The following is a 22,536-nucleotide window of genomic DNA, read 5'->3' on the forward strand; positions in this document are numbered from 1 at the left end:
TTATGTTACAACAAGAATCAAGATTAAAAGTAGCTGATAACACTGGTGCAAAGGAAGTTTTAACTATCCGTGTATTAGGTGGAACTAAAAGAAGATATGCTTCTGTAGGTGATAAGATTGTAGTAGCTGTTAAAGATGCTACTCCTAATGGTGCCATTAAGAAAGGTGCTGTTTCTACTGCAGTAGTTGTACGTACAGCTAAAGAAGTAAGACGTCCTGATGGATCTTACATTAGATTTGACGATAACGCTTGTGTACTTTTAAATCCTCAAGGGGAAATGAGAGGAACTCGTGTTTTTGGTCCTGTAGCTAGAGAACTTCGTGATAAACAATTCATGAAAATTGTATCATTGGCACCAGAGGTGCTTTAATTGATAAATAAAATGACAAAGCTTAAAATAAAATCAGGAGATACAGTAAAAGTAATAGCTGGTGATCATAAAGGATCAGAAGGTAAAGTACTTAAAGTATTAATAGATAAGAACAAAGCCATCGTAGAAGGTGTGAACATGGTTAAGAAACATACTAAACCAAGCGCACAAAACCCTCAAGGTGGTATTGTAGAGAAAGAAGCATCTTTACATATTTCTAACTTATCGTTGTTAACTTCTAAAGGAGAAACAACTAGAGTTGGTTATAAGATGGATGGTGATAATAAAGTAAGATTTTCTAAAAAATCTAATGAAGTAATTTAATTATGGCTTACGTTGCAAGATTAAAACAAGAGTATAAGGACAAAGTTGTTCCTGCTCTTACGGAAGAATTTGGATATAAAAATGTAATGCAAGTACCTAAGCTTACTAAGATAGTGATATCTAAAGGTGTTGGTGCTGCTGTTGCGGATAAGAAATTAATCGATCACGCAGTAGAAGAACTTACAAAAATATCAGGACAGAAAGCTATACATACAATGTCTAAGAAGGATGTTGCTTCTTTTAAATTACGTAAAGGGATGCCAATTGGTGCAAAAGTTACGTTAAGAGGTGAGCAAATGTATGAATTCTTAGATCGTTTGGTGACTTCAGCTTTACCACGTGTTAGAGATTTTAACGGAATTAAAGCTACAGGTTTTGATGGTCGTGGAAACTATAACTTAGGTGTAGTAGAACAAATCATATTTCCAGAAATTGATATTGACAAAGTTAATAAGATTTCAGGAATGGATATTACATTTGTGACTTCAGCTGAAACCGATAAGGAAGCTAAGTCATTATTAACAGAATTAGGATTACCTTTTAAAAAGAATTAAATTATGGCTAAAGAATCAATGAAAGCCCGTGAGGTGAAGCGTTCTAAAACGGTAGCTAAATATGCAGAGAAAAGGAAAGCTTTGAAAGAAGCTGGAGATTACGAAGCATTACAAAAGTTACCAAAAAATGCATCACCAGTACGTCAGCACAACCGTTGTAAACTTACAGGTAGACCAAAAGGTTATATGAGACAATTTGGTGTTTCTCGTGTAATGTTTAGAGAAATGGCTAACCAAGGTTTAATTCCAGGTGTAAGAAAGGCAAGTTGGTAAAATTATAAATTGGTTTTAGGTTTGGCAATAGTGTCGAAAACCGCTACCGCAAATTAATACATATGAATACAGATCCAATAGCGGATTATTTAACGCGAGTTAGAAACGCAGTTAAGGCAAATCACAGAGTGGTTGAGATTCCTGCATCTAACTTAAAAAAAGAAATAACTAAGATATTATTCGATCAAGGATTTATCTTAAGTTATAAATTTGATGACTCTTCAGTACAAGGTACTATCAAAATTGCTTTGAAGTACAGTAAAGAGACTAAAGAATCAGTTATCAAAAAAATTCAAAGAATCAGTAAACCAGGTTTACGTAAGTATGCTTCATCTAACGAAATGCCAAGAATCCTTAACGGATTAGGTATTGCTATTGTTTCTACGTCTCACGGAGTGATGACAGGAAAACAAGCGCAGAGAGAAAATGTAGGTGGTGAAGTATTATGTTACGTATACTAAAAACAGGAAATTATGTCAAGAATAGGTAAAAACCCAATAACAGTTCCTGAAGGTGTTACAGTTGAGATTAAAGATAACACTATTACCGCTAAAGGTAAATTAGGTGAATTAACTCAAGAGTATTCGGAAATTGAAATTACATTAGAAGATGGTACTATTACATTAGAACGTACTTCTGACAAGAAAGATTTAAGAGCAAAACATGGTCTTTATAGAGCATTAATTGCTAACATGATAGAAGGTGTTTCTAAAGGCTGGACCAAAGAACTAGAATTAGTTGGTGTAGGTTATAGAGCGTCTAATCAAGGACAAAAATTAGATTTAGCCGTAGGATTTTCTCACAATATTGTTTTGGACATCGCTCCAGAAGTAACAATTGAGACTATTTCAGAAAAAGGTAAAAATCCAAGAGTTAAATTAACGTCTTTTGACAAACAATTGGTAGGTCAAGTTGCAGCTAAGATTCGCGGCTTCAGAAGACCTGAACCTTACAAAGGAAAAGGTATCAAGTTTGTTGGTGAAGAAATTAGAAGAAAAGCAGGTAAATCAGCTTAATAATTAAGTTATGGCATTGACAAAGAACGAAAGAAGATTAAGAATTAAGAGCAGAATCCGTAAGGTAGTATCTGGTACTCAAACAAGACCAAGATTAGCTGTTTTTAGAAGTAATAAAGAAATTTATGCTCAAGTCGTAGATGATGTAACTGGTAACACTTTAGCTGCTGCATCTTCAAGAGACAAAGACATTGTAAAGTCTGAAGGAAACAAATCTGAAATAGCTACTTTAGTAGGTAAATCTGTTGCAGAAAAAGCTATCAAAGCTGGTGTAGAAACAATCTCTTTTGATAGAGGTGGTTACTTATATCACGGTAGAGTGAAATCATTAGCAGAAGGTGCTAGAGAAGCAGGACTTAAATTTTAAGACATTATGTATCAAAAATATAAAAACGCAGAGCTTGTTAAACCAAGCGGATTAGAATTAAAAGATCGCTTAGTTGGCGTGCAGCGTGTAACTAAAGTAACAAAAGGTGGTAGAGCATTTGGTTTTTCTGCTATTGTTGTTGTAGGTGACGAAACAAATGTTGTAGGTCAAGGTTTAGGTAAGTCTAAAGATGTAGCTACTGCAATTGCAAAAGCTATTGAAGATGCTAAGAAAAACTTGGTGAGAATTCCAATTATAAATAGATCTATACCACACGAACAAAAAGGTAAGTATGGTGGAGCTAGAGTTAACATTATCCCAGCTGCACCTGGTACAGGTGTAATTGCAGGTGGTGCGGTAAGAATTGTTCTTGAAGCAGTAGGTGTACATGATGTATTATCTAAGTCTCAAGGATCTTCAAACCCTCATAATGTTGTAAAAGCAACTTTTGATGCTTTATTACAATTAAGAGATGCTAAGTCTGTTGCTAAAGAGCGTGGAATTTCACTTGAAAAAGTATTTAACGGATAATCGATAGGATAAGATGGCAAAGATTAAAGTAAAAAAAGTAAAAAGTGCAATCAATCGTACTAAAAGACAAAAGCTTACATTAGCAGCTTTAGGTTTAAAAAAGATTGGACAAGTTGTAGAGCACGACGCCACACCAAACATCCTTGGTATGGTTAAGAAAGTTGAACATTTAGTTTCTGTAGAAGAAGCTTAAAAATATAACTTAAGAATGGATTTAAGTAATTTAAAACCTGCAGAAGGTTCAGTAAAAAATCAAGGAAAGCGTATTGGACGTGGACAAGGTTCTGGTAAAGGTGGTACCGCTACACGTGGTCACAAAGGAGCAAAGTCTCGTTCAGGTTATTCTAAGAAAGTAGGATTTGAAGGTGGTCAAATGCCAATTCAAAGACGTGTACCTAAGTTTGGTTTCACTAATATTAACCGTATAGAGCATCAAGGTGTAAACTTAGATACTTTACAAAAGTTAGTTGATGAGAAGAAAATCGAAGATAGTATTGATTTTGATACATTAATATCTTTAGGTTTAGCTGGCAAAAATGAGCTAGTTAAAATTTTAGGTAGAGGTGAGTTAAAAGCAAAATTAACAGTAACTGCTCATAAATTTACTGCTACGGCAAAGGCTGCTATTGAAGCTGCTGGTGGTGAAGCTGTAACTTTATAAGATTTTTAGGATGAAAATAATAGAAACATTAAAAAACGTTTGGAAAATCACAGAACTTAAGGATAGAATTATTCTAACCTTAGGTTTGTTGTTGGTTTATCGTTTTGGTGCTCAGGTTGTATTACCTGGTATCAATATCGATGCATTAGGTGGTTTACAAGATGGAACTTCTAGTGGTATTTTAGGATTGTTAAACGCATTTACAGGTGGAGCATTTGCTAATGCATCTGTTTTTGCTTTAGGTATTATGCCTTACATTTCTGCTTCCATTGTAGTTCAATTAATGGGTATTGCGATTCCTTATTTACAAAAACTTCAGAAAGAAGGAGCGAGTGGTCAAAAGAAGATCACTCAAATAACTCGATGGTTAACTATTGGTATTTGTTTAGTACAGGCACCTGCTTACTTAGCTAGTGTTCCTGGATTATCAGGTGCAACTTCGTTAAGTGCTATTTTAGTACCTGGTTTTAGTGAAAGTATTTTTTACTTTTCTTCAGTAATTGTTTTAGTAACAGGTTGTGTATTTGCAATGTGGTTAGGTGAAAAAATAACTGATAAAGGAATTGGTAATGGTATTTCATTATTAATTATGGTTGGTATTATAGCTACTTTACCACAAGCTTTTGTGCAGAATATGTACTCTCGATTAGAAGGTGGAAATGGTGGTTTCATGATGATATTAATTGAACTTTTAATTTGGTTCTTAATTATAGTAGGAGCTATATTCTTAGTTATGGCAGTTAGAAAAGTAGCTGTACAATATGCAAGAAGAACTGCTTCTGGTGGATATGAGAAAAATGTATTTGGTTCACGTCAGTTTTTACCTTTAAAATTGAATGCCTCTGGTGTTATGCCAATTATCTTTGCACAAGCTATTATGTTTGTACCTGGTTTAATTGGTCAATCAGCATGGTTAAAAGATACAAGTTCTGGAATATGGATGCAATCTAACTTCTCTGATATATTTGGTTTTTGGTATAATTTAATTTTCGCTTTATTAATTATTGTATTTACATATTTTTATACAGCGATTACAGTTCCAACTAACAAAATGGCTGATGATCTTAAACGTAGCGGTGGATTTATTCCAGGTATTCGTCCAGGATCTGAAACATCAGAATATTTAGACAAAATTATGTCTCAGATTACTTTACCAGGATCTATATTCTTAGCTTTAGTTGCTATTTTTCCAGCATTTATAGTTAAGTTGTTAAGTGTACAACAAGGTTGGGCATTATTCTTCGGAGGTACATCTCTTTTAATTATGGTTGGTGTAGCTATTGATACAATGCAACAGATTAATTCTTATTTATTAAATAAGCATTATGATGGCTTGATGAAAACAGGTAAAAATAGAAAAGCGGTTGCGCAATAATAAGATATAATTATGGCAAAACAAGCAGCAATAGAACAAGACGGAACAATTATTGAAGCATTATCTAATGCAATGTTTCGTGTTGAATTAGAAAATGGTCATATAGTGACTGCACATATCTCAGGTAAGATGCGTATGCATTACATTAAGTTGTTACCAGGAGATAAGGTGAAATTAGAAATGAGTCCTTACGATTTAACTAAGGCTCGTATAACTTATAGATACTAATACGATGAAAGTTAGAGCATCAGTAAAGAAAAGAAGCGCGGACTGTAAATTAGTGCGCAGAAAAGGTAGACTTTACGTCATTAACAAAAAGAATCCTAGATTCAAACAAAGACAAGGGTAATTATGGCAAGAATTGCAGGTGTAGACATACCAAAACAAAAAAGAGGTGTTATCTCTCTTACTTATATCTACGGAGTAGGTAGAAGTAGATCAAAAGAAATTTTAGCTGCTGCTAAAGTTGATGAAAACACAAAAGTACAAGATTGGACTGACGATGAAATTGGAGCAATCCGTGAATCTGTTGGAACTTTCAAAATCGAAGGTGAATTACGTTCTGAAACTCAAATGAACATTAAGCGATTAATGGATATTGGATGTTACAGAGGTATTCGTCATAGAGTTGGTCTTCCATTAAGAGGACAACGTACTAAGAATAACTCACGTACAAGAAAAGGAAGACGTAAAACAGTTGCTAACAAAAAGAAAGTAACTAAGTAATAATAGTCTTTAGTCTTTAGACGTTGGAAAGAATCTGTTTGAAATTTAACGGTTTAGGATTCTAGCGACTATTAACTAAAACTAAAAGCTAAAAATAAAATGGCAAAGGCAAGTACAAAAAAACGTAAAGTTATAGTAGATGCAATTGGTGAAGCTCACATTACAGCTTCATTTAATAACATCATTGTTTCTTTAACAAATAAAAAAGGTGACGTTATTTCTTGGTCATCAGCTGGTAAAATGGGTTTTAGAGGTTCTAAAAAGAACACACCATACGCTGCTCAATTAGCTGCAGAAGATGCTGCAGCAGTAGCTAAAGAAGCTGGTTTAAAGAAAGTAAAAGCATACGTTAAAGGACCTGGTAACGGTAGAGAATCTGCTATCAGATCTATACACAATGCAGGTATTGAAGTTTCAGAAATTATTGATGTAACTCCAATGCCACATAACGGTTGTCGTCCTCCTAAAAGACGTAGAGTTTAATCTAAATATCATTTAGATTTCTAACTTACTTTAGTTAGAAGACTTACCAAAATTTTCAAATAAACTAATATCATCCATTTATGTGTTGGTATTAGTTTATTTTGTGTAAATTTGCAAACTGAAAAATTATAACAAGTATTAATAAGAGATCAACGATTTTTGAAGGATAAGATTAAGACCTTAATTCAACTATCACTCTTTAAAACAAATTAAAATGGCAAGATATACTGGTCCTAAAACTAAAATAGCCCGTAAATTCGGACAAGCTATCTTCGGAGACGACAAAGCCTTCGAAAAAAGAAATTATCCTCCAGGACAACACGGAAACACTCGTCGTCGTGGTAAAAAATCTGAATATTCTGTTCAGTTAATGGAGAAGCAAAAAGCTAAATATACTTACGGTATTTTAGAAAAGCAATTCAGAAATATGTTCAAAAGAGCAACTTCTGCTAAAGGAATTACAGGTGAAGTTTTACTTCAATTATGTGAATCTCGTTTAGATAACGTTGTTTACAGAATGGGTATTTCTCCTTCTAGAAGTGGAGCTAGACAATTAGTTTCTCACAGACATATTACAGTTAACGGTGAAAAAGTAAACATTCCTTCTTACCAATTAAAAGCTGGAGATGTTGTTGCTGTTAGAGAAAAATCTAAATCTTTAGAGGCTATTCAAAGTTCTTTATCTAATTCTAGTCAAGTTTTTGAGTGGATTACTTGGAATACTAATACAATGAATGGTACTTATGTTGCTGTTCCTGCAAGAATTCAGATTCCAGAACAAATCAACGAGCAGTTAATCGTTGAACTTTACTCTAAATAATAAATATTAATCACATTGGTATTTGGCCAAAGGTTTTATAGGAGTTCTTCAAACTTATAAATCGCGCAACCAAATAACAATTAAAACGAAGAATATATGGCAATATTAAATTTTCAGAAGCCTGATAAAGTAATCATGATTGATTCTACTGATTTCGAAGGTAAATTCGAATTCAGACCTTTAGAGCCAGGATATGGTTTAACAGTAGGGAATGCTTTAAGAAGAGTTTTATTATCTTCATTAGAAGGTTTTGCTATTACATCAATTAAAATAGAAGGAGTAGATCATGAGTTTTCTACAATTTCTGGAGTAGTTGAAGATGTTACTGAAATGATTTTGAACTTAAAGCAAGTTAACTTTAAGCGTCAAATTGAAGAAGTTGATAACGAAACTGTTACAATTTCTATCTCAGGACAAAATCAAATTACAGCTGGTGATTTTCAGAAGTTTATTTCTGGTTTCCAAGTATTAAATACAGATTTAGTAATCTGTAACTTAGATCCTAAAGTAAACATCAATATGGAATTGACTATTGAAAAAGGAAGAGGTTATGTTCCTGCAGAGGAAAATAAGAAAGCTTCAGCAGCAATAGGAACTGTATTTATTGATTCAATCTTTACGCCAATCCAAAATGTAAAATACAGTATTGAAAATTACCGTGTTGAGCAAAAAACGGATTATGAAAAATTGGTTTTCGAAATTAAAAGTGATGGATCTATCAATCCAAAAGATGCTTTAACTGAAGCTGCCAAAATATTAATTCACCACTTCATGTTATTCTCTGATGAGCGTATCACTTTAGAAGCTGATGAAATTGCACAGACTGAAACTTATGATGAAGAATCACTTCACATGAGACAACTATTGAAAACTAAATTAGTTGATATGGATCTTTCTGTACGTGCTCTTAATTGTTTAAAAGCAGCAGAGGTTGATACTTTAGGAGATTTAGTGTCATTCAATAAAAATGATTTAATGAAATTCAGAAACTTCGGTAAGAAGTCTTTAACTGAGCTAGAAGAACTAGTAAACGTTAAAGGATTAAATTTCGGAATGGATTTAAGTAAATATAAATTAGATAAAGATTAAATAATTTCAGATTCCTGTTTAGGCAGGAATCTAATTTTACTTAATTAACAAAATTATTAATAATCATATTTTGCTCCTCAATATAGAGTTTAGTAGCAAGATGATAAAACAAAAGTCATGAGACACGGAAAAAAATTCAACCACTTAGGAAGAAAAACAGCTCACAGAAAGTCAATGTTAGCAAATATGGCATGTTCTTTAATAGAGCACAAGCGTATTAATACTACCGTTGCAAAAGCGAAAGCTTTAAAGCAGTTTGTAGAACCTATGATTACAAAATCTAAAACAGATACTACACACAACAGACGTATTGTTATGGCTAAGCTAAGACAAACGGATGCAGTTGCAGAATTGTTTAGAGATGTAGCACCAAAAATTGGTGATCGTCCAGGTGGTTATACACGTATCATCAAATTAGGAAACAGATTAGGTGATAACGCTGATATGGCAATGATAGAATTAGTTGATTATAACGAAATCTATAATGCTGATAAAGCACCTAAGAAAACAACTCGTAGAAGTAGAAGAGGTGGTAGTAAAGCTACAACAGCTCCAGCTACTGAAACTGAGACTTCAAACGAAGAAGAATAAATGTTAATAAGCATTTAAAAATATAAAGGGTAAACTGTTTCAGTTTATCCTTTTTTTTTGGAATTTTGTAAAAGTTATTATTGATAATTTGGGCGTTACTTTTTTTTTAAGAAAAAAGTCAGGCTTTCACTACTCGCTCTCTGCGAGGAACTCAAACAAACCGTTCAATCCTTAACGCATAATAAATTAATATAGAGTGTTTTAAATACTTTAATATTTTAAAAATAACTAACAGCTTAATAACTCACATTTAAGTCATGAAGTATAAACAAAGAAAAAAAGCGATCATCCTCTTAGCAGACGGAACAATCTTTCACGGTAAATCTATAGGTAAAGAAGGTTCTGCTTTCGGTGAAGTCTGTTTTAATACAGGTACTACAGGTTACCAAGAAATATTTACAGATCCATCGTATTATGGTCAGTTAATGGTTACTACTAACGCTCATATCGGAAATTACGGTACTAAGGCAGATGAAGTAGAGTCAGATGATATTAAGATTGCTGGATTAATTTGTAAAAATTTCAGCTTTAATTATTCAAGACCTGCAGGAGATGCATCTTTAGAAGAATTCTTCGAGAAGTATAACACTTTAGCTATTGCAGATGTAGATACTCGTGCTTTAGTAAGTTATATAAGAGATAATGGTGCTATGAATGCCGTTATTTCTACTGAGGTAGATAATATTGAAGGTCTTAAAAAACAACTAGCGGAAATTCCTTCAATGGTTGGTTTAGAACTTGCATCTAAAGTATCTACTAAAGAGCCTTATTTTGTTGGAGATGAAAATGCAACTTATAAAATAGCTGCCTTAGACATCGGAATTAAGAAAAATATTCTTAGAAATTTAGCAAAACGTGATGCTTATATTAAAGTATTCCCATACAATTCTAAATTTGAAGACTTAGAAGCATTTAATCCAGATGGTTATTTCTTATCTAATGGACCTGGTGATCCAGAACCGTTAGTTGATGCTATTAACTTAGCAAAAGAAATCATAGCTAAAAATAAACCTTTATTTGGTATCTGTTTAGGACACCAAGTTATTGCTTTAGCTAATGGTATTTCAACTTATAAAATGCATAATGGTCATAGAGGTATTAATCATCCTGTTAAGAATTTAATAACAGGAAAAGGTGAAATTACTTCTCAGAATCATGGATTTGCTATAAATCGTGAAGAAACTGAAGCTAACGCCAATGTAGAAATTACACACGTTCATTTAAATGATGATACAGTTGCAGGGATTAAGCTAAAAGATAAAAACTGTTTTTCAGTTCAATATCATCCAGAAGCTAGTCCTGGACCAAATGATTCATTATATCTGTTTGATCAGTTTATAGAGAATATTAAAAAATAAATTATTTATTAAACGCAATGAAACTTAGTTTTTATTGCGTTTTTTTAGTTACGAAAACAATATCGTAAACTTTAATCATAAATATGATTTATGTCAAGTTTTGCCCCGTAGATTTTCGTAAATTTGTTGTTATAAGGTATTATAATGCTGATTTTTGTTAGTGTTATACAAAATTTCAGCCTTTTAAATATTAAATAAAAGTTAACTAAATATCAAAAGTAATGAGTATTATTATCAATGTACACGCAAGACAAATTTTAGATTCTCGAGGGAATCCAACAGTAGAAGTAGATGTAACTACCGAAAACGGTGTTATGGGTAGAGCAGCAGTACCTTCTGGTGCATCTACAGGTGAGCATGAAGCTGTTGAGTTAAGAGATGGTGGAGATACTTATATGGGAAAAGGAGTTCTTAAAGCTGTTGAAAATGTAAATTCTGACATAGCTCAAGAATTATTAGGCATGTCTGTTTTTGAACAAAATGCTATAGATAAAATGATGATAGAATTAGATGGTACACCAAACAAATCTAAGTTAGGTGCTAATGCTATTTTGGGTGTTTCTTTAGCGGTTGCTAAAGCTGCAGCTAACGAATTAGGTATGCCATTATACAGATATGTAGGTGGTGTTTCTGCTAACACTATACCATTACCAATGATGAATATCATCAATGGTGGTTCTCATAGTGATGCGCCTATTGCATTTCAAGAATTTATGGTTATGCCTGTTAAAGCAAAAAACTTTACACATGCAATGCAAATGGGAACTGAAATTTTCCATAACCTTAAAAAAGTATTACATGACAGAGGTTTAAGTACTGCTGTTGGTGATGAAGGAGGATTTGCACCTAACTTACCAGGAGGAACTGAAGATGCTTTAGATACTATTAAAATGGCAGTTGAAAAAGCTGGTTACGTATTTGGTACTGATATTATGATCGCTTTAGATTGTGCTGCTGCTGAATTCTATAAAGATGGTAAATATGATTATACTCTTTTTGAAGGTGATAAAGGAAAAGTAAGAACAAGTAAAGAACAAGCTACTTATCTTGCAGAATTAGCATCAAAATATCCTATTATTTCAATTGAAGATGGTATGGATGAAAACGATTGGGACGGTTGGAAAGATTTAACTGAAAAAATTGGAGATAAAATACAATTAGTAGGTGATGATTTATACGTAACTAACGTGGAGCGTTTATCTCGTGGTATCGAAAATGGTATTGCTAATTCAATCTTAATTAAAGTAAACCAAATTGGTACATTAACAGAAACTATTGCAGCTGTAAATATGGCGAAAAATGCAGGTTATACTTCTGTAATGTCTCATAGATCTGGTGAAACAGAAGATAATACTATTGCAGATTTAGCTGTAGCATTAAACTGTGGACAAATTAAAACAGGGTCTGCTTCTCGTAGTGATCGTATGGCTAAATACAATCAATTATTACGTATTGAAGAAGAATTAGGAGATGTTGCTTATTTTCCAGGAGCTAATGCATTTAATGTAAAAGCTTAATTTTTTAAGTTTAACATTTATATAAATCAAAACCATCTAATTTTTAGATGGTTTTTTTGTGCTTTAAATTTAACATTCATACAATTTAGTTAATTAATTCATGCTTTATTTAATATGTGCCCTAGGGTTTATATAAACTATTGCATTGTAAGGAAAATACATGTTTATTCTTATCTCTTAAATTCTTTTTTCTTTAAAAATGAATTCTCTTTAGATTATAGAAGTTCTAAATCATTAATAAATAGTTACACAAATTATTGTATTTGCATTTAAATCTCTTATTATTTATGATTTTAAATATAGACCTCGTATTTTTGTTATTAGAATATTTAAACTGGTTGATTCAGTATATGTAGAAGTGTTCTAAAATTAGAATGAAGATTAAATAATTTACAGTTTATACTGAAATTACTTCATTAAAAATAGATAGATATAAGGTCACTTTTGTAATATGTTGATTTAATAGGAATAGAAATATGTAATAAAAAAAGTTGTGAATTTTGTTGTATTCATAGAAATTGTTAAAACCATTATAAATGTGTTTTTTAAATCGTTGAATATTTCGTAATTTTACAATCCTTATAATTTATTAAATCGGAAAAGAAAATATGTCAGATAAAGCTACATTAGAAATTAATGGTGAAAAATATGAATTCCCTGTTGTAATTGGAACAGAAAAAGAAGTTGCAATAGATATTAAAAGTTTGAGAAGTGCTACAAATGGAATTATCACTATTGATCCAGGTTTCAAAAACACAGGAAGTTGTGAAAGCGCTATTACTTTTCTAGATGGAGAAAAAGGTATTTTAAGATATAGAGGATATTCAATTGAAGAACTTGCTGAAAAAGCACATTTCTTAGAAGTAATATACTTACTAATATTCGGAGAATTACCTAATAAAGAAAAATTAGATCAATTTCATGCTGATATTAAATCGCATTCAATTGTAGATGATGATCTTAAAAAGATTCTTGATGCTTTTCCAAAATCAGCACACCCAATGGGCGTGTTATCATCTCTTACCAGTGCGCTTACAGCATTTTATCCATCTTCAGTAGATGTTGCTTCAGAAGAAGCTATGTACAATTCTATAACAACAATTTTAGGTAAATTTCCTGTTATAGTTTCTTGGACTATGCGTAAAAAGCAAGGTTTACCATTAGAGTACGGAGATGATAGTTTAGACTACGTTGAGAACATTGTAAAAATGATGTTTAAGAGTCCAAATTGTGAGTACAAACAAAATCCAATTCTTGTAAATGCATTAGATAAACTTTTAATTTTACATGGTGATCATGAGCAAAATTGTTCTACATCTACAGTAAGAATTACAGGTTCTTCTCATGCGGGACTTTTTGTTTCTCTTGCATCAGGTATTTCTGCACTTTGGGGACCATTACACGGTGGTGCTAACCAAGCAGTTTTAGAAATGTTAGAAGCAATTCAAGCAGATGGTGGAGATACTAAAAAATTCATGGCTAAGGCTAAGGATAAAAATGATCCATTCCGTTTAATGGGCTTTGGACATAGAGTATATAAAAATTTCGATCCTAGAGCTAAGATAATTAAAGTTGCTGCAGATGAATTATTAGCAGACTTAGGAATCCAAGATCCAATTTTAGATATTGCTAAAGGCTTAGAAAAAGAAGCTTTAGAAGATCCTTATTTTGTTGAAAGAAAATTATATCCAAATGTAGATTTCTATTCAGGTATTATTTATAGAGCTATGGGAATTCCTGTAGATATGTTTACTGTAATGTTTGCCTTAGGTCGTTTACCAGGTTGGATAGCACAATGGAAAGAAATGAGAAGAAATCAAGAACCAATTGGTCGTCCAAGACAATTATATGTTGGTGAAACATACAGACCATTTGTGCCTGTTGATGAAAGATAATTTATTATAAACACTTACAAAAAGCTTCATATTTTTAATATGGAGCTTTTTTTTTAGATTTATTACAAAGTTAAAATCATTAAGTTTTTTAGTGCTAATCATAAATGTTATTTTAGCTAAGAATACAGATACATATGAAATTAAATATACAAAACGAGACTTCACGTCTTAGGGCAGTAATTTTAGGAACAGCAGAAAGTATAGGTCCTGTTCCGTCATTAGAGGACGCTTATGACCCTAAATCAGTTCAGCATATCAAAGCAGGTACTTATCCTAAAGAAGCTGATATGGTTAAGGAGATTGAAGCTGTGGTTGAAGTCTTAAAAAAGTATGATGTCACTGTTTATAGACCAAAATTAATAGCGAACTATAATCAAATTTTTTCACGAGATATTGCCTTTGTTATCGATGATAAGTTAATTGAAGCCAATATTTTACCAGATCGTGAGCGTGAATATGAAGCAATTCAACAAGTTTTAGATCGAGTTGGTGAAGAAAATATTATCGTTTTACCTGAAGAATGCCATGTAGAAGGTGGTGATGTTATGCCTTATAATGATTATATATTTATAGGAACTTATTCAGGTGAAGACTATTCAGATTACATTACAGCCCGTACTAATATGGATGCTGTAATTGCTATTCAGGAATTATTTCCTCATAAAACGGTAAAATCATTTGAACTTCGTAAATCTAATACTGATCCTAAAGAAAATGCACTTCATTTAGATTGTTGCTTTCAACCCATTGGAAAAAACAAAGCTATACTACATAAAAATGGATTCTTAATTGAAAGAGAATATGAATGGTTATTGAATTTCTTCGGAAAAGAGAATGTATTTGAAATTACTAAAGATGAAATGTATAATATGAATAGTAATATATTTTCAATTTCTGAAGATGTAATAATTTCAGAAAAAAACTTTACAAGATTAAATGCGTGGTTACGTGATAATGGCTTTACTGTAGAAGAAGTAGCTTATGCTGAGATAGCTAAACAAGAAGGTTTATTACGTTGTTCTACAATGCCTTTAATTAGAGACTAATAATTTTATTTTCTGTACAAAAAGTAATTGGAAACAAGATTTATATATTCTTTTTTTGCTTCGTCTCTACTAATGTTTTTAATTTGAAATAGTGCATTAGCCTTAAAAGCATTAATTATGGGTTTACGACTGCTAGGTCTGTCATAATTTTGAGTAGCTTTTTTATAATAGGCATATAAACGTAATAAAAAATCTGCAGGAAAAGGTTCTGTATGATCGTTTACAAGATCTACAGCGTCTTTAAATTCTATGTCTAATTTTTTGGGATTCATTATTTTATTTCAGCAATGATACTTTCGCCACCACGAACTTTTTGGTTCAGTTCTACTTTAATTTCAGCATCCAAAGGTAAGAATAAATCTACTCGTGACCCAAATTTAATAAATCCAGAATCACCTCCTTGTACAGCTTGTGTATTAACCTTTGCATAGTTAACAATACGTTTTGCTAATGCTCCTGCAATTTGCCTATACAATACTTTTCCGAAATGTTCATTTTCAACCACTACAGTTGTACGTTCATTTTCTTCACTTGCTTTAGGGTGCCATGCTACTAAATATTTACCAGGATGGTATTTACTATAAGTTACATTTCCTGCAATAGGGTAGCGAGTAACGTGAACATTTATAGGCGACATAAATACTGAAACTTGTATACGTTTGTCTTTAAAAAATTCATTTTCTTGTACCTCTTCAATTACTACAACTTTACCATCAACCGGAGACAATGCTTGATTTTCGTTAGGGTGAGTGTTGCGTTTAGGGTTTCTGAAAAACTGTAAGATTAATACAAAAAATGCTAAAACAGCAATCATTAATCCTTTTCGTAACCATTCGTTGGTAATAAATTCATCAATTAAAAAAATTGAACCTACAACCATAACAAGAGTTATGAATATTATTTTGTGACCTTCTTTATGAAACATACTTTAAAATTCTTAAGAATAAATATATAAATGGTGCGGCAAAGATAATACTATCTAGTCTATCTAATAGTCCTCCATGTCCTGGCATTATAGTTCCGCTATCTTTTGCGCCTGCTTGGCGTTTAAATTTAGATTCTATTAAGTCTCCAAAAGTACCAAAAACGCTGACAATAATTGCTAATATTAACCACGATGTAAATCCAAGCGTATCTGTATAGAATGCAATGAAATAGCTAGATATACAAGCGAAAAATAAACCTCCAAGAAAACCTTCTACTGTTTTTTTAGGTGAAATACTCGGAAATAGTTTTTGTTTTCCAAAATTCTTTCCAACTAAATATGCTGCACTATCATTGATCCAAACAAGCATAAATCCTCCTAATAATAAAAGGGGTGTAAATTCACTTTTAAAATTAGCAACAAGCAACATAAACACAAAACCGCTAGAGAGGTAAAATGCTGTAACAATGTGGCGTTTATATTTGAATAGTGGAATTTTTCTTGAAGTAAATAAGTCTTTTATTAAGATAAGGTTTACAAATACTGTAATTACTAATAGAATCTCGATTGCTTCGTCTGCGATTATACTGTTTGAACTGTAGACACATATGTACCAAAAGCTAACGTAAATAATAAAGTATATGAGGTATTGAGCTATAGATTTAAGGTTTATAAGACGGCTAAACTCTGTTAGACAGATAAAACCAAAAAGTCCTATTAAAACGACTGTAGACATTTGAGAATAAAGTGAGCCTATAAGTAGTGCTACGTATATAGCGCCAGAAAAGGCTCTTATTGCTAACTCTTTCATTATAAATCTTCTAGTAAGAGTAGGTATAAGTTTTTAGAGCTACTTCCGTAAGTTAAAAAATCTTTATCGTCAGCAGTCTTAAAATGTTTTATTGTAGTGATATTTGTAGGTATTTTTTGTTTGCTTTTTGCTTTAATACCTTTTAACCCTTCACCAATTGTTTCAACAAATTGACTTGTTGTTGCGTAAATGATAAAATTATCTGGTAATTCTATTAATTTTTTTTCTGCAATTTGATTTGAAGAAATTAATAATGAACCATCATCAGAAATTAAATACTCACAAGTTGATAAAAAATAGCTGCTTTCTGATAGTTTTTGAGTCTTATCGATGTTAAAATCTTTAAATAATTCCGTTAAACGTTTATCAATGACAAAAACTTTATCGTTATGCCAATCATTTTCATCTAAAATAGCATTAAAACTCTGTGTTATTTCCTCCATGTTTTCACAATAAAGAAATTTGCCACCATTGGCTTTAAAATTAATAGTAAAGCGTTCATCTACAGGTAGCTTAACTTCAGGCATATATTTGCCACGCTCATGATTTGGTATATGTTCTTCAGTTTTTTCAGACTTTTTTCCGAAGATTTTACTAAAAAAGCTCATTCAATAATTGCTATTAATCCTGGTATTGGTGTTAATTTCAAATATAAAAAAACTTAAACTAACACAGGGTTAATTTAAGTTTTTTATATGATTGTAAGTCATGCGAGATTTATTCTTTCTCTTCGCTATTGACTAAATTATTTTCAAAAGTACGTTTTCCAAATATCTTTTCAAGATTATCTTTAAAGATAACTTCTTTGTCTAATAACACTTCTGCTAATTCAGTTAACTTGTCTTTATTATTTTCTAATAAATTGATAGCACGTTCGTATTGCTTTTCAATAATATCAGAAATTTCTTGATCAATAAGTTCAGCTGTTTTCTCACTATAAGGTTTTGTGAAACCATATTCAGATTGTCCAGAAGAATCGTAATAAGTTAAGTTACCAACTTTATCACTAAGACCATATACAGTAACCATAGCTCTTGCTTGTTTGGTTACTTTTTCTAAATCACTTAGTGCTCCTGTAGAAATTTTATCAAAGATTACTTTTTCTGCAGCTCTACCACCTAATGCAGCACACATTTCGTCTAACATTTGTTCTGGGTGTACAATTAATCGCTCTTCTGGTAAATACCATGCAGCACCTAATGAACGTCCTCTAGGTACGATTGTTACTTTTACTAAAGGGGCAGCATGCTCAAGCATCCAGCTTACAGTAGCGTGACCAGCTTCATGGAAAGCAACAGCTCTCTTCTCTGCTGGAGTAATAATTTTATTTTTCTTTTCTAAACCACCAATAATTCTATCAACTGCGTCTAAGAAATCTTGTTTGTTTACTGATTTTTTTCCTTTTCTAGCAGCGATTAAAGCGGCTTCATTACAAACATTTGCAATGTCTGCACCAGAAAAACCAGGAGTTTGTTTTGCTAAGAAATCGATATCTAAAGTTTCTTCTTTCTTAAGTGGACGTAAATGCACTTCAAAAATTTCTTGACGTTCTCTTACATCAGGAAGGTCTACATAAATCTGACGGTCAAAACGACCTGCACGCATTAAAGCACTATCTAAGACGTCTGCTCGGTTTGTTGCAGCTAATACAATAACATTTGTGTTAGTTCCAAAACCATCCATCTCAGTTAAGAGTTGGTTTAATGTGTTTTCACGCTCGTCATTAGAACCAGACATGTTATTTTTTCCTCTAGCTCTACCAATGGCATCAATCTCATCAATAAATATAATTGATGGTGATTTTTCTTTAGCTTGTTTAAATAAATCTCTTACACGAGAAGCACCAACACCTACAAACATCTCTACGAAATCTGATCCCGATAAAGAGAAGAAAGGTACTTTAGCTTCACCGGCAACAGCTTTTGCTAATAATGTTTTACCTGTTCCTGGAGGTCCTACTAATAAAGCACCTTTAGGTATTTTACCACCTAGAGCAGTATATTTTTCAGGGAACTTTAAGAAGTCTACAATTTCTTGCACTTCTTCTTTAGCACCTTCTAAACCAGCAACATCTTTAAAAGATGTTTTAATATCTATTTTTTCATCGAAGAGTTTCGCTTTAGATTTTCCGATATTGAAAATCTGACCACCGGCTCCGCCGCCACCGCCACCTGACATACGACGCATAATAAAAATCCAAACACCAATAATTAGTACAAACGGTAATAATGTTAAAAGGAAGTCTCCCCAAACATTATGTTCTGTTTCGTAAACTAATTCTGTATTAAGGTTGTTAGTTTTAATAACCTCATTAACTTCTTTTTCAAAATTCTGAAGATCACCAAACTCAAACTTGTAGTTTGGAGCAGCAGTAACTGAAGGGAATATAGATTCAGAATTTGTTTTTTTGTGAGGCGCTTGTTCTTTAGCTTCATCAGTTAAGAAAACTCTAGCTTCTCTTTTATTTACAATTTCTACTTTCTTTACTTGTCCTTGATTTAAATAATCTAAGAATTGAGCAGGAGTTGTTTGTGTTCCTGTAGATTCACCAAACCCACCAGAAAAAAGCTGTATTGAAATAAATACAGCAATGATAATTCCGTAAATCCAATAAGGGTTTAATTTCGGTTTTTTGTTTAAATTTTTATTGTCTTTTGCCATTCTAAGCGTCTGTCTTTATTAGTAACTCGTTTCTATTTTGGTGATTTTTGCATCTCCCCAAAGCTCTTCAATATCGTAATATTCTCTAATGTGTTTTTGAAACACATGTACTACAACGTTAACATAGTCCATTAAAACCCATTCAGCATTGTCTGTACCTTCAATATGCCAAGGTTTATCCTTTAATGTTTTACTAACTTGTTTTTGAACGGAATTGACGATTGCGTTTACTTGTGTGTTAGAAGTACCCTCGCAAACAATAAAATAGTCACAAACTGTATTTTCTATTTCTCGTAAATCTAATATTGTAATCTCTTTTCCTTTAACTTCTTCTATACCTCCAAGGATAGTTGTAATGAGTTGGTCTGTAGGTATTTTATCTTTCGTCATTAATTTGTATTAATTTTGTGCAAAGTTATTATTTTTTTAGTTCTTGTGAGTGCATAATGTCATAAGAAAACCATAAAATAAATTTGTCTATTAAATGTACATAATCAAACTTAATGCCATTGACTCTACAAACACCTATCTTAAGGACTTGGCAACTGTGTCATTACCTAAAGATTATACGGTTGTTGTGGCTAATTTACAAACGAATGGTAAAGGCCAAATGGGAGCAAAATGGAGTTCTGAAGAAGGCAAGAGTCTTACTGTTAGTGTATTTAAAAGGCTTCTTGATTTTAAAGTAACGGATCAGTTTTACATAAGTATGGCTGTTGCTTTAGCAATTACCAATGCACTAAATTGTTTTAAAATACCTCAATTGCATATTAAATGGCCTAACGACATTTTGTCATCAAACAATAAAATATGTGGTATTTTAATTGAAAATGTCATAAAAACAAACAAATTACAAGGATCTATTATTGGGTTTGGGTTGAATGTAAACCAGAAATTTTTCGAAAATTTACCACAAGCTTCTTCTATGAGTTTATTAACAGGAGTTGTATACAGTAAAGATGAAGTGCTTTTGGAAGTTTTAAAACAGCTGAAAATTTATTTTAAAATATTAGAATCTCAGAAATTTGAAGAGATTAAGTTAGCGTATGAAGATTTATTATTCAGAAAAGACAAACCTTCAACTTTTGTGAATTCTAAAAACGAGCGTTTTTCTGGAATTATAAAAGGAGTTTCTGAAACTGGATTATTACAAGTTTGGATGGAAGATAACGTTGTTGAGTTTTTTGACTTAAAGGAAATAAAACTGCTATATTAAATCCAAACTTGTAACTATAGGTTTTTAGATTTTAGTTTTCATATTTGTAACTAAAGTCTCAATAAATTTACTAATTGGGCCTTTAATCATCATGCCCATCATAGCATTAAATTCTCCTTCAAAATTTAATTTCACCTCAGTTTTATTAGCTTCAATTTCCGTGATATCTGCAATTAATGAAAAATCTAATTTTCCACCTGCAGCACCCAAAACAATTTTATTATTAGGAGTTGCCTCTTTTTTCTTTAAAACAATCTCTGGCATTCCTTTTAACGCAAATAGAAATTTATCATTGTCTAAAACTTCAAATTTGCTAATGTTTTCTGGCATTAAGCTTTCAAAATTTTTAACATCAGATAGAAAGTTAAAGGTTGTTTCTGCTGATTGATCTAAAGTTACTTTTGGAGATTCTAATTTCATATTCTTATGTATATTATAGTGTAAAACCGTTTGTTGTTAAGCTGCTTAGTTGAATTGATAAAATTTATTTAATAAATCTATATAAAGCAACTTTACGATATTTACATCAATTAGCGTTCCATTCGCTAGGATTGGCATTCCATTGTGCTAAAATGTCTTGTTGTTCTGTAGTAATATAAAAGGTATCTACGGCTTGTTCTAATAAATTTTCATAATTACCAAGTGTATGTAATTCTACATTAGCTTCTTCAAAATTCTTTTGAGCAACATCAAATCCATAAGAAAAAATTGCAACCATGCCTTTTACGTTAACTTCTGCTTCATTTAAAGCAGTAACAGCATTAAGACTACTCATTCCTGTGCTGATTAAATCTTCTACAACAACAACAGTTTGTCCTTTTTCAATATAACCTTCAATTTGGTTTTGACGACCATGCTTTTTTGCTTCTGGTCTAACGTAAACAAAAGGTAGGTTTAAATATTCTGCAACTAAAGCTCCAATTCCTATTGCACCTGTAGCAACACCAGCAATTACATCTGGCTTACCATAGAGTGTTTCAATGTTTCTAGCTATTGTTTCCCTAATGTAATTTCTTACGAGTGGGTAGGATAATACAATTCTATTATCACAATAAATTGGAGATTTCCAGCCTGAAGCCCAAGTAAAAGGGTCTTCGGGTTGTAATTTTATAGCATTAATCTGCAATAAAACCTCGGCTGTTTTTTTGGCGGTATCTTTGTTAAAAATCATATTACAAAAATAATGATTTTTAAATCTTAAGAAATTTTAAATTAATTAAATTTTCATTTCAAATACTTTCTCGAAAAAAATAATATTTTTACATATAGAATGTTGAAACAACCGAAACGATGTACACTATATATGTAGGTGATAAACCTATAATTTTAACTACTGAGAATACTAAGGAAACTGACTTTAAATCTTTTCTTTTAAAATCTGTGAATATTGGTAAAGTCATAAAAACTTTAAATAATACGGATTTAAAGGCCGTGCATTTAATACATAAGAATGAGGATAAGTTACTTAAAAAGTTTTTAAAGCTTTTACCTAATGTTGTTGCTGGTGGAGGTAAAGTCTATAATGATAAAGGTGAAATTCTTTTTATTTATAGAAACGATAAATGGGATTTGCCAAAAGGTAAAGCTGAACGCAATGAAACTATTGAAGAAACAGCGATTAGAGAAGTTGAAGAAGAAACAGGTGTTGAGGGTTTAAAAATTGTGAAAGCTATACCGACGACCTATCATATTTTTAAACGTCATGGTAAGCTTAGAATAAAAATTACCCATTGGTTTGAAATGAAAACAAGTTTTGATGGTCAATTGTTTCCTCAAGAAAAAGAGGGTATTACTAAAGTAGAGTGGTTAGATGATAAAGCATCTCAAAAAGCTTTAGAGAATAGTTATGCTAATATTAGAATTTTAGTTTAAAACAGCTTTATTGTGTCGTTAAAAAATCGTTTTCAAAATTATGTACCTGTAATT

At 31.8% G+C, this 22,536-nt stretch carries 32 protein-coding genes; 24 read left to right on the plus strand and 8 right to left on the minus strand.

The window, feature by feature from the left end; all coding sequences use genetic code 11:
- Positions 1-2: 2 nt before the first annotated feature.
- The 22 genes from rplN to HSX10_RS08975 all read left to right on the plus strand — a co-directional run bounded on the left by rplN (position 3) and on the right by HSX10_RS08975 (position 14,997).
- Positions 3-371: a 50S ribosomal protein L14 gene (rplN, locus tag HSX10_RS08870; protein WP_115818548.1), complete on the plus strand. Its 369-nt coding sequence runs from the start codon at positions 3-5 to the stop codon at positions 369-371.
- 12 nt (positions 372-383) lie between these two features.
- The gene (rplX, locus tag HSX10_RS08875) at positions 384-695 is read left to right on the plus strand and encodes a 50S ribosomal protein L24 (protein ID WP_173587860.1); all 312 of its coding nucleotides are present in this window, start codon (positions 384-386) and stop codon (positions 693-695) included.
- A gap of 2 nt (positions 696-697) precedes the next feature.
- On the plus strand, positions 698-1,249 hold the full coding sequence (gene rplE / locus HSX10_RS08880) for a 50S ribosomal protein L5 (protein ID WP_173587861.1): 552 nt from the start codon (positions 698-700) through the stop codon (positions 1,247-1,249).
- 3 nt (positions 1,250-1,252) lie between these two features.
- Complete coding sequence (rpsN, locus tag HSX10_RS08885; RefSeq protein WP_173587862.1) at positions 1,253-1,522, plus strand: 30S ribosomal protein S14; 270 nt, start codon at positions 1,253-1,255, stop codon at positions 1,520-1,522.
- 62 nt (positions 1,523-1,584) lie between these two features.
- Entirely contained in the window at positions 1,585-1,983 is a 399-nt protein-coding gene (gene rpsH / locus HSX10_RS08890; protein ID WP_173587863.1) for a 30S ribosomal protein S8, read from the plus strand.
- A gap of 12 nt (positions 1,984-1,995) precedes the next feature.
- On the plus strand, positions 1,996-2,538 hold the full coding sequence (rplF, locus tag HSX10_RS08895; RefSeq protein WP_173587864.1) for a 50S ribosomal protein L6: 543 nt from the start codon (positions 1,996-1,998) through the stop codon (positions 2,536-2,538).
- A 10-nt stretch (positions 2,539-2,548) separates the two neighbouring features.
- Positions 2,549-2,905, plus strand: coding sequence for a 50S ribosomal protein L18 (rplR, locus tag HSX10_RS08900; protein ID WP_173587865.1), 357 nt, complete (start codon positions 2,549-2,551; stop codon positions 2,903-2,905).
- A gap of 6 nt (positions 2,906-2,911) precedes the next feature.
- On the plus strand, positions 2,912-3,436 hold the full coding sequence (rpsE, locus tag HSX10_RS08905) for a 30S ribosomal protein S5 (RefSeq protein ID WP_173587866.1): 525 nt from the start codon (positions 2,912-2,914) through the stop codon (positions 3,434-3,436).
- Between the two features lie 13 nt (positions 3,437-3,449).
- Positions 3,450-3,629, plus strand: a complete 180-nt coding sequence (gene rpmD, locus HSX10_RS08910) for a 50S ribosomal protein L30 (protein ID WP_020897638.1) — start codon at positions 3,450-3,452, stop codon at positions 3,627-3,629.
- 15 nt (positions 3,630-3,644) lie between these two features.
- Positions 3,645-4,097, plus strand: coding sequence for a 50S ribosomal protein L15 (gene rplO, locus HSX10_RS08915; RefSeq protein WP_173587867.1), 453 nt, complete (start codon positions 3,645-3,647; stop codon positions 4,095-4,097).
- A gap of 10 nt (positions 4,098-4,107) precedes the next feature.
- Entirely contained in the window at positions 4,108-5,472 is a 1,365-nt protein-coding gene (gene secY / locus HSX10_RS08920) for a preprotein translocase subunit SecY (RefSeq protein WP_173587868.1), read from the plus strand.
- Between the two features lie 12 nt (positions 5,473-5,484).
- Complete coding sequence (infA, locus tag HSX10_RS08925) at positions 5,485-5,700, plus strand: translation initiation factor IF-1 (protein WP_007094967.1); 216 nt, start codon at positions 5,485-5,487, stop codon at positions 5,698-5,700.
- Between the two features lie 4 nt (positions 5,701-5,704).
- On the plus strand, positions 5,705-5,821 hold the full coding sequence (gene ykgO, locus HSX10_RS08930; protein ID WP_008269159.1) for a type B 50S ribosomal protein L36: 117 nt from the start codon (positions 5,705-5,707) through the stop codon (positions 5,819-5,821).
- A 2-nt stretch (positions 5,822-5,823) separates the two neighbouring features.
- Positions 5,824-6,198 carry a 30S ribosomal protein S13 gene (rpsM, locus tag HSX10_RS08935; RefSeq protein WP_173587869.1) on the plus strand — a complete coding sequence of 125 codons (375 nt, stop codon included), beginning with the start codon at positions 5,824-5,826 and terminating at the stop codon, positions 6,196-6,198.
- Between the two features lie 99 nt (positions 6,199-6,297).
- The gene (rpsK, locus tag HSX10_RS08940) at positions 6,298-6,681 is read left to right on the plus strand and encodes a 30S ribosomal protein S11 (RefSeq protein WP_173587870.1); all 384 of its coding nucleotides are present in this window, start codon (positions 6,298-6,300) and stop codon (positions 6,679-6,681) included.
- Positions 6,682-6,895: 214 nt separating this feature from the next.
- Positions 6,896-7,501, plus strand: coding sequence for a 30S ribosomal protein S4 (rpsD, locus tag HSX10_RS08945; protein ID WP_173587871.1), 606 nt, complete (start codon positions 6,896-6,898; stop codon positions 7,499-7,501).
- A gap of 96 nt (positions 7,502-7,597) precedes the next feature.
- Entirely contained in the window at positions 7,598-8,590 is a 993-nt protein-coding gene (locus HSX10_RS08950) for a DNA-directed RNA polymerase subunit alpha (protein ID WP_173587872.1), read from the plus strand.
- Positions 8,591-8,707: 117 nt separating this feature from the next.
- Entirely contained in the window at positions 8,708-9,181 is a 474-nt protein-coding gene (gene rplQ, locus HSX10_RS08955) for a 50S ribosomal protein L17 (protein ID WP_173587873.1), read from the plus strand.
- 257 nt (positions 9,182-9,438) lie between these two features.
- Positions 9,439-10,539, plus strand: coding sequence for a glutamine-hydrolyzing carbamoyl-phosphate synthase small subunit (gene carA / locus HSX10_RS08960; RefSeq protein ID WP_173587874.1), 1,101 nt, complete (start codon positions 9,439-9,441; stop codon positions 10,537-10,539).
- Positions 10,540-10,760: 221 nt separating this feature from the next.
- Positions 10,761-12,056 (plus strand): phosphopyruvate hydratase, encoded by a 1,296-nt coding sequence (gene eno / locus HSX10_RS08965; protein ID WP_173587875.1) that lies wholly within the window; start codon positions 10,761-10,763, stop codon positions 12,054-12,056.
- A 608-nt stretch (positions 12,057-12,664) separates the two neighbouring features.
- Positions 12,665-13,951 (plus strand): citrate synthase, encoded by a 1,287-nt coding sequence (locus HSX10_RS08970; protein WP_173587876.1) that lies wholly within the window; start codon positions 12,665-12,667, stop codon positions 13,949-13,951.
- Between the two features lie 134 nt (positions 13,952-14,085).
- The gene (locus tag HSX10_RS08975) at positions 14,086-14,997 is read left to right on the plus strand and encodes a dimethylarginine dimethylaminohydrolase family protein (RefSeq protein WP_173587877.1); all 912 of its coding nucleotides are present in this window, start codon (positions 14,086-14,088) and stop codon (positions 14,995-14,997) included.
- Positions 14,998-15,002: 5 nt separating this feature from the next.
- Here HSX10_RS08975 and HSX10_RS08980 read toward each other — a convergent pair whose 3' ends face one another.
- The 6 genes from HSX10_RS08980 to rsfS form a co-directional block, all read right to left on the minus strand.
- Complete coding sequence (locus HSX10_RS08980; RefSeq protein ID WP_173587878.1) at positions 15,003-15,269, minus strand: acyl-CoA-binding protein; 267 nt, start codon at positions 15,267-15,269, stop codon at positions 15,003-15,005.
- A complete protein-coding gene (locus tag HSX10_RS08985) occupies positions 15,269-15,922 on the minus strand; it encodes a phosphatidylserine decarboxylase family protein (RefSeq protein WP_173587879.1) in 654 nt (217 codons plus the stop codon). Before HSX10_RS08985 ends, HSX10_RS08980 begins: the two co-directional genes overlap by 1 nt.
- A complete protein-coding gene (locus HSX10_RS08990; protein WP_173587880.1) occupies positions 15,912-16,733 on the minus strand; it encodes a phosphatidate cytidylyltransferase in 822 nt (273 codons plus the stop codon). The genes HSX10_RS08985 and HSX10_RS08990 overlap by 11 nt, the downstream gene beginning before the upstream one ends.
- Positions 16,733-17,341: an LUD domain-containing protein gene (locus HSX10_RS08995; protein WP_173587881.1), complete on the minus strand. Its 609-nt coding sequence runs from the start codon at positions 17,339-17,341 to the stop codon at positions 16,733-16,735. Before HSX10_RS08995 ends, HSX10_RS08990 begins: the two co-directional genes overlap by 1 nt.
- A 109-nt stretch (positions 17,342-17,450) precedes the next feature.
- On the minus strand, positions 17,451-19,394 hold the full coding sequence (ftsH, locus tag HSX10_RS09000; RefSeq protein WP_173587882.1) for an ATP-dependent zinc metalloprotease FtsH: 1,944 nt from the start codon (positions 19,392-19,394) through the stop codon (positions 17,451-17,453).
- Between the two features lie 18 nt (positions 19,395-19,412).
- The gene (rsfS, locus tag HSX10_RS09005; RefSeq protein ID WP_173587883.1) at positions 19,413-19,784 is read right to left on the minus strand and encodes a ribosome silencing factor; all 372 of its coding nucleotides are present in this window, start codon (positions 19,782-19,784) and stop codon (positions 19,413-19,415) included.
- Between the two features lie 94 nt (positions 19,785-19,878).
- Between rsfS and HSX10_RS09010 the strand changes: the two genes are divergently transcribed.
- Complete coding sequence (locus HSX10_RS09010) at positions 19,879-20,610, plus strand: biotin--[acetyl-CoA-carboxylase] ligase (protein ID WP_173587884.1); 732 nt, start codon at positions 19,879-19,881, stop codon at positions 20,608-20,610.
- A gap of 24 nt (positions 20,611-20,634) precedes the next feature.
- Here HSX10_RS09010 and HSX10_RS09015 read toward each other — a convergent pair whose 3' ends face one another.
- On the minus strand, positions 20,635-21,030 hold the full coding sequence (locus HSX10_RS09015) for an SRPBCC family protein (RefSeq protein ID WP_173587885.1): 396 nt from the start codon (positions 21,028-21,030) through the stop codon (positions 20,635-20,637).
- A 106-nt stretch (positions 21,031-21,136) separates the two neighbouring features.
- Positions 21,137-21,781 carry an orotate phosphoribosyltransferase gene (gene pyrE / locus HSX10_RS09020; RefSeq protein WP_173587886.1) on the minus strand — a complete coding sequence of 215 codons (645 nt, stop codon included), beginning with the start codon at positions 21,779-21,781 and terminating at the stop codon, positions 21,137-21,139.
- Positions 21,782-21,900: 119 nt separating this feature from the next.
- Between pyrE and HSX10_RS09025 the strand changes: the two genes are divergently transcribed.
- Positions 21,901-22,482, plus strand: coding sequence for an NUDIX hydrolase (locus HSX10_RS09025; protein WP_173587887.1), 582 nt, complete (start codon positions 21,901-21,903; stop codon positions 22,480-22,482).
- Positions 22,483-22,536 lie beyond the last annotated feature (54 nt).

The sequence above is a fragment of the Winogradskyella undariae genome, from assembly GCF_013285155.1.
Taxonomy (GTDB): domain Bacteria; phylum Bacteroidota; class Bacteroidia; order Flavobacteriales; family Flavobacteriaceae; genus Winogradskyella; species Winogradskyella undariae.